The sequence below is a fragment of the Brevibacterium sp. CCUG 69071 genome (genome assembly GCF_021023135.1).
GTDB lineage: Bacteria > Actinomycetota > Actinomycetes > Actinomycetales > Brevibacteriaceae > Brevibacterium.
This window is the reverse complement of record NZ_PGFV01000001.1, coordinates 806,431-817,741: the sequence shown is the minus strand read 5'-3', so window position 1 is coordinate 817,741 and position 11,311 is coordinate 806,431. Positions and strand designations below refer to the sequence as shown.

General features: G+C 65.4%; 8 protein-coding genes and 1 tRNA gene. 6 read left to right on the top strand and 3 right to left on the bottom strand.

The window, feature by feature from the left end; translation table 11 throughout:
- The first annotated feature begins 78 nt into the window (after positions 1-78).
- From pyk to CV023_RS03775, 3 genes are all read left to right on the top strand, one after another.
- Entirely contained in the window at positions 79-1,626 is a 1,548-nt protein-coding gene (gene pyk / locus CV023_RS03785; protein ID WP_230744117.1) for a pyruvate kinase, read from the top strand.
- 215 nt (positions 1,627-1,841) lie between these two features.
- Entirely contained in the window at positions 1,842-3,242 is a 1,401-nt protein-coding gene (locus CV023_RS03780; RefSeq protein ID WP_230744116.1) for a dicarboxylate/amino acid:cation symporter, read from the top strand.
- 121 nt (positions 3,243-3,363) lie between these two features.
- The gene (locus CV023_RS03775; protein ID WP_230744115.1) at positions 3,364-3,975 is read left to right on the top strand and encodes a GNAT family N-acetyltransferase; all 612 of its coding nucleotides are present in this window, start codon (positions 3,364-3,366) and stop codon (positions 3,973-3,975) included.
- 169 nt (positions 3,976-4,144) lie between these two features.
- Here the strand turns inward: CV023_RS03775 and CV023_RS03770 are convergent.
- Positions 4,145-4,226, bottom strand: a tRNA-Leu gene (locus tag CV023_RS03770).
- Positions 4,227-4,479: 253 nt separating this feature from the next.
- Here CV023_RS03770 and CV023_RS03765 point away from each other — a divergent pair.
- Positions 4,480-5,061, top strand: a complete 582-nt coding sequence (locus tag CV023_RS03765; protein WP_230744114.1) for an ANTAR domain-containing response regulator — start codon at positions 4,480-4,482, stop codon at positions 5,059-5,061.
- 205 nt (positions 5,062-5,266) lie between these two features.
- On the opposite strand, the gene CV023_RS03760 is transcribed toward CV023_RS03765, so the two are convergent.
- Positions 5,267-5,725 carry a hotdog fold thioesterase gene (locus tag CV023_RS03760; protein WP_230744113.1) on the bottom strand — a complete coding sequence of 153 codons (459 nt, stop codon included), beginning with the start codon at positions 5,723-5,725 and terminating at the stop codon, positions 5,267-5,269.
- A gap of 64 nt (positions 5,726-5,789) precedes the next feature.
- Between CV023_RS03760 and polA the strand changes: the two genes are divergently transcribed.
- The gene (polA, locus tag CV023_RS03755; RefSeq protein ID WP_230744112.1) at positions 5,790-8,456 is read left to right on the top strand and encodes a DNA polymerase I; all 2,667 of its coding nucleotides are present in this window, start codon (positions 5,790-5,792) and stop codon (positions 8,454-8,456) included.
- Between the two features lie 310 nt (positions 8,457-8,766).
- On the opposite strand, the gene CV023_RS03750 is transcribed toward polA, so the two are convergent.
- Complete coding sequence (locus CV023_RS03750) at positions 8,767-9,606, bottom strand: class I SAM-dependent methyltransferase (protein WP_230744111.1); 840 nt, start codon at positions 9,604-9,606, stop codon at positions 8,767-8,769.
- 206 nt (positions 9,607-9,812) lie between these two features.
- Here CV023_RS03750 and rpsA point away from each other — a divergent pair, with 206 nt between their 5' ends.
- Positions 9,813-11,303, top strand: coding sequence for a 30S ribosomal protein S1 (rpsA, locus tag CV023_RS03745; protein WP_230744110.1), 1,491 nt, complete (start codon positions 9,813-9,815; stop codon positions 11,301-11,303).
- Positions 11,304-11,311: the final 8 nt, after the last annotated feature.

Sequence of the window (11,311 nt, the reverse complement as noted above, 5' to 3'; positions counted from 1 at the left end):
ACGTGCCGACCGACAACCGAGTCGCAGACGCGGCGGGCGGGTCGAACCGCCCGCCGCGATGCAGGTAGGGTGGTGTGCATGAGGCGTGCAAAGATAGTCGCAACTTTAGGTCCGAATCAGAACTCCTACGAAGAGATCCGCGCACTCGTCGATGAAGGCGTCGATGTGGCGAGGTTCAACCTCAGCCACGGCACGCGAGACGAACACGAAGAGAAATTCGCCTGGGTCCGCCAGGCGGCACTCGACACCGGACGCGCCGTCGCCGTGCTCCTCGACCTGCAGGGTCCGAAGATCCGCGTCGGCAACTTCGCCAACGGCAAGGAAGAGCTCGTCGAAGGGGCGACCTTCACGATCACGAGCCGCGATATCCCCGGCACCTCCGAAGTCGTCTCCACGACCCTGGCGACCCTGCCGGGCGACGTGTCGGTCGGCGATCCGCTGCTCATCGACGACGGTCGGCTGCGTCTGCGCGCCACCGAGGTGACCACCACCGATGTGGTCACCGAGGTCGAGATCGGCGGAACCATCTCCAACCACAAGGGCATCAACCTTCCGGGCGTTCCGGTCTCCGTGCCGGCGCTGTCGGAGAAGGACGTCGAGGACCTCAAATGGGGTCTGCAGCTCGGCTTCGACTGGGTGGCGCTGTCCTTCGTCCGCAGTCCCGAGGACATGGCCGATGTCCGGGCCGTGATGGACGAGGTCGGCATCACCGCCCCTGTCATCGCCAAACTCGAGAAGCCCCAGGCGGTCGACCGCCTCGACGAGGTCATCGACGCCTTCGACGGCATCATGGTCGCCCGCGGCGACCTCGGCGTCGAGCTGCCGCTCGAGCAGGTCCCGATCGTGCAGAAGCGCGCCGTGGAGATCGCCCGTCAGCAGGCCAAGCCGGTCATCGTCGCTACGCAGATGCTCGAGACCATGATCGATGCCTCCCGGCCTACCCGCGCCGAGGCGAGCGACTGTGCGAACGCGGTCCTCGACGGTGCCGATGCGCTCATGCTCTCGGGGGAGACTTCGGTGGGAGCGCACTGGGTCGAGGCGATCCGCACGATGAGCAGGATCATCGAATCCACCGAGGAGCACGGACTCGAGCGGATTCCGCCGCTGGGCACCGTGCCCCACACCAAGGGCGGCGCCGTCACCGCGGCCGCGGTCAAGATTGCTGAGCAGCTCGACATCGATCTGCTCTGCACCTTCTCACAGACCGGTGACTCCGTGCGTCGGATGTCGCGGCTGCGCCCGAAGTGGCCGATCCTCGGCTTCACTCCCGACTCGCAGGTCCGTCACCAGCTGGCGCTGACTTGGGGCGTGCGCCCGTACCTGGTCAAGACCGTCCGCCACACCGATCAGATGGCCCGTCAGGTCGATGCGGTCCTGCTCGCCGACGGAACCGCCCGCGAAGGTGATCAGAGCATCCTCGTGGCCGGTTCTCCTCCCGGAATTCCGGGGTCGACGAACGCTCTGCGCATCCACACGATGGGCGATGCCGCCAAGGGCGTGACCGCCGCATACCAGGACTCCTCGGATTCCGAAGAGGATCCTCTGGCCGGCTACGGCGTGGTCGCCGAGGCGCCCGTCACCCGCGAGGTCCCGATCGTGCGCGAAGGCGGCGCACCGCGGCATTGAGTCCGCGGGTGCATCCCTGAGTCCATGGGCGGCACCGGTCCGCCGCGTGTGACGCTGGGCGCGGCGGATGTGACGCCGCGTCCGGTGGTGCGACCCACCTCACCCTGACTTGCGGAATTTTCCATATTGCTCAACAGTTGTGCCTTGGGTCGACAGAACCTTCACAACAACTCCCGACGGCCACAGCCGACGGGCAAGCAGCAAGGAGAATACGCATGAGACTGCCCGCTTGGAGCAGATCGTTCGGGGTGCAGGTCACCATCGCGCTCATCGCCGGTGTCGTCCTCGGACTCATCGCGCGGTCCTGGGGCCCGGTCAGCGAAGCGCAGGACAACTGGCTTGGCCAGACGCTGGACACGATCGGCTCGTCCTATGTGACCCTGCTCAAGGCGGCCGTCGTGCCCCTGGTGATCACTGCGATCATCGCCAGCATCGGCAACCTGCGCAAGGTCACCAACGCCGCCAGGCTCGCGGTCTCGACCCTGCTGTGGTTCGCATTCACCGCGCTCATCGCGGTGCTCATCGGCCTCATCCTCGGCGTCGTGATCCAGCCGGGCATGCACGCCGACGCGAATTCGCTCTCGGGCGCCGCCCCGGATTCGCAGGGCAGCTGGATCGGCTTCCTGACCGGGCTCGTTCCGGTCAACTTCCTCGGACTCGAGGTCTCCACCTCGGCGGATGAGGCGGGCGGACTCGTCTCCGACGTCGACTTCAACATCCTGCAGCTGATCATCGCCTCCGGTGCGATCGGCATCGCCGCCGTCAAGGTCGGCAAGGCCGCCGAGCCGTTCCTCCAGTTCACCGAGGCGGCACTGGCCGTCGTGCAGAAGGTCGTGTGGTGGATCGTGCGGATCGCCCCGATCGGCACGCTGGGCCTCATCGGCAACGCCGTGAACTCCTACGGCTGGTCGACGATGGGATCCCTGCTGTGGTTCGTCGTCGCCGTCTACCTCGGCCTCGCGATCGTGTTCTTCGGCGTCTACCCGCTGCTGGCCAAGCTCAACGGCCTGTCGGTGCGGCAGTACTTCTCGGGCGTCTGGCCCGCCGCGCAGATGGGCTTCGTGTCCCGGTCCTCGATCGGCACGATGCCCGTGACCCAGAAGGTCGCGACCGACAACTTCGGTGTGCCCCACGGCTACGCAGCCTTCGCCGTGCCCTTCGGCGCGACGACGAAGATGGACGGCTGCGCGGCCATCTACCCGGCGATCGCGGCGATCTTCGTCGCCCAGTTCTTCGGCATCGACCTCTCGCTCATCCAGTACCTGCTCATCGTGTTCGTCGCCGTCATCGGCTCGGCCGCGACCGCGGGCACGACGGGTGCGACCGTGATGCTCACGCTGACGCTGTCGACACTCGGACTGCCGCTCGAGGGCGTCGGCCTGCTGCTCGCGATCGAACCGATCGTCGACATGGGCCGCACCGCGCTCAACGTCTCCGGACAGGCCCTCATCCCGGCGATCGTCGCCAAGCGCCATGACATCCTCGACGTCGACCGCTACGACGCCCCGCGCATCGACGGCTACGTCCCCGTCGACGAGGAGGAGACCGGCGAGACCGCTGAGGCCGGCGAGACCACCGAGGCCGCCGAGGCTGAGACCTCGGCACAGATGCGGTGATCTCGGCACAGATGCGGTGATCTCCCGGCAGGGTGTCGTCTCGGTGTGGGCTGTCGTCTCCGCACGGGAGAACCGGTAGGTTCGGCATCACAGGATGTCGCACCGTGGAGAGGACCAGCCCATGGAGGACTCGCAAGATCCATCCGCGCACTCCGATGCGCACCCGGCCGGCATGAGCATCATGCTCATGCCGGCCGGAGGCGTCGGTGAGCCCGCTCTCACGCAGATCACCGAGATCCTTGCCGAACTCGTGTCCGCGGGTGCGGCTCTCGGGTGGGTCGATCCTTCCACCCGGGCGGAAGTGGCCGCGTTGCTCGACGAGCTGGCCGCCGGGGTCGACGGGGGAGAGGCGAGCGTGGCGCTGGCGCTCGGCGAACCCGTCGGCGCGACCGCCGTCGACGGTGAACCAGGGGCCGGACGCGTTGTGGGAATCGCCTATTGGAGACGATATGCGCGACCGACCCACCGCCCTCACGTCGACGTCGAGAAGGTCGCCGTCGATCCGCGGACCCAGGGGCAGGGGATCGGACGGATGCTGATGAACGCCCTCATCGCCTCGGCGCGGGAGGCCGCGGTCGAGGTCATCACCCTCGACCTGCGCGGGGACAATACAGCGGCGATCGCGCTCTACGAATCGCTTGGGTTCGAGCGCTACGGCCTGCTGCCGGGCTTCGTCGCGGTCGGGGACAGGCGCTTCGACACCCACCTCTACGCCCTCGATCTGCGGGTCTGACCACTGTGCGACTGACCACAGATAGGTCACAGAACCGAGGCCGAAGCGGCAGAGCGCTCGGTTCTGTGACCTATCCGTGAGAAGTCGCCCGCGCGCAGCGGGCGGACGGCGAAACAGCGGAGGGCTTCGCACACGATCTCTCGTGTGCGAAGCCCTCCGCTGTGCTGTGTACCGGATGTGGGACTCGAACCCACACGTCTTTCGACAATGCATTTTGAGTGCACCGCGTCTACCGATTCCGCCAATCCGGCTCGTCGCCCGCGCGAGCGACAGCGTCAATACTACGTCAGCGTGAAAACAGATGCACACCGGCGAACAGTGCGTCTGGCGTCAGTGCAGCTTCTGTGGTCGGCAGCCCCGCGAGAGTCCATCGCGGTGGTCGCCGTCACAGGGGTGGCTGTCATCACAGAGGAAAACTCCGCGCCCATTGCAATGCCGGTCTCGGGCCTGGTCTAGACTGGTGCCGTGCTTTCAAACAGCGAAGAATCAACCTCAGATGAGTCAGTGCCTGTCCGCCGCGTCGTCGTGGCCGAAGACGAGGCAGTGATTCGTCTCGATATCGTCGAAATGCTGCGCGAGGTCGGATACGACGTCGTCGGTGAGGCCGCAGACGGCGAATCCGCCATCCGCCTGGCCGAGGAGCTGCGCCCGGACCTCGTCGTGATGGACATCAAAATGCCCATCCTCGACGGCATCTCGGCCGCCGAGCGCATCGCCAAGGCGCGCATCGCCCCGGTCGTGCTGCTCACCGCCTTCTCGCAGAAGGAATTGGTCGAGCGGGCCCGCGACGCCGGCGCCATGGCCTATGTGGTCAAGCCCTTCACCTCGGCGGATCTCATTCCCGCCCTCGAGATCGCGCTCTCCCGTCACGCGGAGATCAGCTCCCTCGAATCCGAGATCTCCGATCTCAGCGAGCGCTTCGAGACCCGCAAGCTCGTCGAGCGCGCCAAGAGCCTGCTGCAGACCTCGATGGGTCTGAGCGAGCCCGAGGCCTTCCGCTGGATCCAGAAGACCTCGATGGATCGTCGCCTGACGATGCGCGAGGTCGCCGAGACCGTGCTCAAGCAGATCGGCTCGAAGAAGTAACCCACCCCACCGACAGCAAGGGCCCGACCAACTGGTCGGGCCCTTCGTGTACGGTCACATTGGCGGGACCATCGGACCATCCGCAAGGGGTCGGGAGTGCGCCGCCGAGCGGACTGCGGTACGCACCGCGGAGCTGGCGTCGCAGTGGCCGAGTCCCCTGTTTCGGTCGCCCCCTGTTTCGGTCGCCCCCTGTTTCGGGCGTCCCCTATTTCGGGTCGGTCTTGAGGATCATGTTCGTGATCCGCACGATCGACAGCAGCCGCCCCGCCTCGTCGGTCATCCTCACCTCATGGGACATGATGGTCCGCCCCTGATGGAGCACCGAGGCGGTGCCGGTGACCGTGCCCTCGCTGGCTGCGCGCAGATGCGTGGCATTGAGATCGACACCGACGACGTTCCGGCCCCCGGAGAGGAGGAACGAGTGCATCGACGCCAGCGATTCGGCCAGCACCACATGCCCGCCGCCGTGGAAGAGCCCCATCGGCTGGGTGTTGCCCTCGACCGCGACTCGGGCTTCGACATGATCGTGGGCGACCGCAGTGAAATCGATGCCCATCTTCTCCGCCAGCGCGCCCCGCGCCCCGGGCGCGTTGAGCTGGGTCAGCAGCTGCGCCCGCTGCTCCTCGGTCGTCTCGGCTGTCAGTGACACCTCGGGTCTGAACATCGCTCTCCTTCGAAATCGGCTGGCCGCGCTGGGCATGTCAGCGTCGAACGATAGGCTATGCCATGTGAGTCACTCAAACGAATCCCTCCTGCTCATCGACGGACACTCCCTGGCCTACCGCGCCTTCCACGCTCTGCCGGTGGAGAACTTCTCGACGAGCACCGGTCAGACCACGAACGCCATCTACGGCTTCATCTCGATGCTCATCAACGTCCTCCGCGACGAATCGCCGAGCCACGTCGCCGTGGCCTTCGACCTCGGCCGACAGACGTTCCGCCTCGAGGAGTATTCCGAGTACAAGGCCGGTCGAGCCAAGACTCCGCCAGAATTCCACCCGCAGATCGACCTCATCAAGGACATCGTGACCGCGATGGGCATCCGGGTAGTGACGAAAGAGGGCTTCGAAGCCGATGACGCCCTGGCGACGATGGCCAGGATGGGTACCGAGGCGGGAGCCGCCGTCGAGATCATGAGCGGGGACAAGGACTCCTTCCAGCTCGCCAGCGATGCCGTGACGATCCTCTATCCCAAGCGCGGTGTCAGCGACCTCAACCGGATGACACCGGCGGCGATCGAAGAGAAATATGCGGTCAGCCCCGCGAACTACCGCGGCCTGGCCGCACTCGTGGGGGAGAAGGCCGACAACCTCCCCGGTGTGCCGGGAGTAGGCGACAAGACGGCCGCCAAATGGCTCAAGGCCCACGGCGACCTCCCCGGCGTGCTCGCCAATGCCGCGGACATCGGCGGCAAGGTCGGCGAGAAGCTGCGCGACCACATTCCCGAGGTCGAACGCAATTACAAGCTCAACCGACTCCTCGACGATGTTGACCTGGAGCTGGAGTACGCGGACCTCAAATGGGGCGCCGGTGACCCGGCCGAGCTGTCGAGCCTGTTCGATCAGCTCGAATTCCAGGCGCTCGGCAAACGACTGAGCGCGATCTTCGGTGACGAAGCCGTGCCCGGGGAAGAGAGCGCTCCGGCCAGAGAGGTCACCGTCAAGACCGTGGACGTGGCGACGCTGCTCGACCGGATCTCGGACTCGGACGTCCTCGCCCTCGACTCCGATGCCCGCTTCGAACTCGGCCACGGCGATGTCCGAATCCTCGCCGTCTCCACCGAGCCGGGCCAGGCCCTCGTCGTCGATCTCGCCGAGGCGGGGGAGAAGGCGATTGCGGACCTCGGGGAAGCTCTGGGGAAGAGATCGCTCATCCTCCACAGCTCGAAACTCCAGCTCAAGGCCTGGAGATCACTGGGACTCGACGTCGACGACGTCTCCGGAGACACCGCTCTGGCCGCTTATCTGCTCGTGCCCGATCAGCGGGCTTACGACCTCGGGCAGATCGCCGTCGAACGGGCGGGCATCGAGCTCGGCGAACCCGAATCCGACTCCGGTCAGCTTGCACTCGACTTCGACGAGGACACCACCGCCAAGACCCACGGGCAGCGCGCCGCGGCTCTGCTCGAGGTCCACGACGTGCTCGCCAAGGCCATCGACGAGGCGAACATGAACCAGGTCTACCGGGATATCGAGCTGCCGCTCGTGCCGGTGCTCGCCCAGATGGAGTTGGCCGGCATCGCCGTGGACGAAGCTGGGCTGAGCTCGCTCATCGACGAATTCACGAAGCAGGCCGAGGCCAGTGCCGAACTCGCCTATGAGGCGATCGGGCATGACGTCAACCTCGGCTCGCCGAAGCAGCTGCAGACCGTGCTCTTCGAGGAACTCGATATGCCGAAGACGAAGCGCACGAAGACCGGCTACACTACCGACGCCGAAGCCCTGGCCGAGCTCTTCATCAAGACCGAGCACCCGTTCCTGCAGCATCTGCTCGCCTACCGGGATTCGACGAAGCTCAAGCAGACCGTCGTCGGACTGCTCAAGACGGTGGCCGAGGACGGTCGCATCCACACCACCTACCAGCAGACCGTCGCCGCCACCGGACGTCTGTCCTCTCTCGATCCGAACCTGCAGAACATCCCGGTCCGCACCGAGTCGGGGCGACGGATTCGCGAGATCTTCATCGCCGATCCCGAGGTCTCCGGTGGGCGACTGCTCACCGCCGACTATTCGCAGATCGAGATGCGGATCATGGCGCACCTGTCCGGCGATGCCGCGCTGATCCAGGCGTTCAAGGACGGAGAGGACCTCCACTCCTATGTCGGATCGAAGGTCTTCGGAGTCGGTATCGACGAGGTGGACTCCGAGATGCGGTCGAAGGTCAAGGCCATGTCCTACGGCCTCGTCTACGGTCTCTCCGCCTACGGGCTCTCACGGCAGCTGGTGATCGGCGTCGACGAGGCGAAGGCCCTGATGGAGCAGTACTTCGAACGCTTCGGGGCCGTCAAGGACTACCTCGACGAGATCGTCGAGCAGGCCAGAGCGAACGGGTTCACCGAGACCATCATGGGCCGCAGGCGCTACCTGCCCGCCCTCCACAGCGACCGACGACAGCTGCGCGATATGGCCGAACGCGCCGCGCTCAACGCCCCGATCCAGGGGTCGGCGGCCGACATCATGAAGATCGCGATGCTCAAGGTCGCCGGGCGCCTGGACGGGCTGAAATCGACCATGCTCTTGCAGGTCCACGATGAGATCATCGTCGATGTCGATCCGGGCGAGGTCGATGAGGTCACCAGCATCGTCACCGAGGAGATGGGTTCGGCCTTCGAGCTCGACGTTCCGCTCGACGTCAACGTCGGCACCGGCATCTCCTGGCACGCCGCCGCCCACTGACGTCCGCAGAGCAGCACTGGAGTGAGCGGAGCCTCGGTGAGGTCCGCGGCCGCCCGCGCAACGACACCGAGCGAGACCATAATGCGCCTGCGGACGCCTCGGTCCACGCGAAACTCGAAAAAGTCGTCGCCAGTGAAGATGTTTTCGAGTTTCGCGTGGACTGAGCCTGCCGGTGGGTTGCTCAGGCCCCGTCGGGTAGTTCAGGCACCGGCGGGTTGCTCAGGCCCCGTCGGGTAGTTCGAGCGCCGGAGGGTAGCTCGGACACCGTCAGGTAGCTCTGCCGCGGTCAGGTAGCCCGGGCCCGCGGAGCTCAGTCCTTTGCGAGGGTGGCGGAGAAGAGCACGGTGCCCGGCATGAGCGCACCGCGCAGGGGAGACCATCCGCCCCAGGCGGTCTGGTTGGACTCCGGCCACTCCGGCTCGGTCACCGAATCGATCGTGAAGCCGGCGGCCACCAGCAGGCGCACCCAGTCGCCCATCGTGCGGTGATGTTCGGCGTAGATCGGCTGTCCCTCTGAGTCGAGCTCGACGTAGGGAGTGCGGTCGAAGTAGGAGTATTCGACGGTGAGACCGGACTCGCCTGGCACATCGGGAAACATCCACCGCATGGGATGGGTGGTCGAGAACACCCACTGGCCGCCCGGACGGACGACGCGTGCCACCTCAGCGAAGACCACCTCGGCGTCCTTGACGAAAGGCAGCGCCCCATAGGAGGAGAAGGCGACGTCGAAGCTGTTCGACGCGAACGGCAGCTGGCGGGCATCGGCATGGAGGAAGGTCGGGGGAGTGACCCCCTCGCTGAGCGGATTCTCCCGCTGCAGCCGCGAGGCCTGCTCGAGCATGCCGGCGGAGACGTCGACACCGGTGGCGATCGCCCCCTCCTCGGCCAACCAGCGCGAGCACTGCCCGGCCCCGCAGCCGACCTCGAGGATCTGTCTGCGGGTGACATCGCCGAGGAGGCCGACGTCGGATTCGTGAATTCCCTCGGGACACCAGATGAACTCGGAAGCCCCGAGGAAAGTGCCGTGTTCGGCCAGATAGTCCTCGGCGGAGTTGTCCCAATAGCTACGATTGGCCCGAACTGAGGCCTCTTCGTCGATCGGGAGATAGCCACCGCTGATGACTTCGGTTCGGTAACTTCCGTCGGTCAACTTTCCTCCGTGGCTGGGTACGTCATTCATTTGGAAACTCGGCGTGCATTCACGCCTCGGATGGTGCTAGTATTGACAACCGTATGCGCGTATGCATACAAGTCCAAATTCGCAATCGAGACCGGATCCGTCTCTTCGTCAGTGTTTGACGACATCGACCCAGAGTATCGGATCTGGACCATAATTCCATCGGAGTCCCAACCTATATGACCACCACTACGCCGGAATCGGTGCAGCCGAAGCAGGTCGCTGTCAACGACATCGGAACCGCTGAGGATTTCCTCGCCGCCGTCGATGAGACGATCAAGTACTTCAACGATGGCGACATCGTCGAAGGCACCGTCGTCAAGGTCGACCGCGACGAAGTCCTCGTCGACATCGGATACAAGACGGAAGGCGTCGTCCTTTCGCGTGAACTCTCTATCAAGCACGATGTCGATCCCGGCGAGGTCGTCGAGGTCGGCGATGAGATCGAAGCCCTCGTTCTTCAGAAGGAAGACAAAGAAGGCCGTCTCATGCTGTCGAAGAAGCGCGCTCAGTACGAGCGCGCCTGGGGCGACATCGAGAAGATCAAGGAAGACGACGGAGTCGTCACCGGCACCGTCATCGAGGTCGTCAAGGGCGGCCTGATCGTCGACATCGGACTGCGCGGCTTCCTGCCCGCCTCCCTCGTCGAGATGCGCCGTGTCCGGGACCTCGCTCCCTACATCGGCCAGCAGGTCGAGGCGAAGATCATCGAACTCGACAAGAACCGCAACAATGTTGTTCTGTCGCGTCGCGCCTGGCTCGAGCAGACCCAGTCCGCCGTCCGCCACGACTTCCTGCAGACCCTGCAGAAGGGCCAGGTCCGTCCCGGCGTCGTGTCCTCCATCGTCAACTTCGGTGCCTTCGTCGACCTCGGTGGTGTCGACGGACTCGTGCACGTCTCCGAGCTGTCCTGGAAGCACATCGATCACCCGGGTGAGGTCGTCACCGTCGGTGACGAGGTCACCGTCGAGGTGCTCGACGTCGACATGGACCGCGAACGCGTCTCCCTGTCGCTCAAGGCGACCCAGGAAGATCCGTGGCAGCACTTCGCTCGCACCCACGTCATCGGACAGATCGTTCCCGGCAAGGTCACCAAACTGGTTCCCTTCGGTGCGTTCGTGCGCGTTGAAGACGGCATCGAAGGCCTCGTCCACATCTCCGAACTCGCGGTTCGCCACGTGGATCTGCCGGAGCAGGTCGTCTCCGTCGATGAGACCATCTACGTCAAGGTCATCGACATCGACCTCGAACGTCGCCGCATCTCGCTGTCGCTGAAGCAGGCCAACGAGGGCGTCGATCCCGAGGCCGAAGAGTTCCTCGACCCCGCTCTCTACGGCATGCCGCAGGAGTACGACGAGGACGGCAACTACAAGTACCCCGAGGGCTTCGACCCCGAGACCAACGAATGGGTCGAGGGCTACGAGGCTCAGCGCGAGACCTGGGAGCAGCAGTACGCCGCCGCCCAGACCCGCTGGGAAGAGCACAAGAAGCAGGTCGCCAAGGCCATCGCCGCGGATGCCGAAGCCGGCTCCGCCGATGCCGGTGCAGGCGCCTCTGCCGACGCCGCTCCGGCCACCGGATCGTTCTCCTCGGAAGAGGCGGCCGACGAAGGTACCCTGGCCAGCGACGAAGCTCTCGCAGCACTGCGTGAGAAGCTTGCAGGCAGCTGATAACAGCA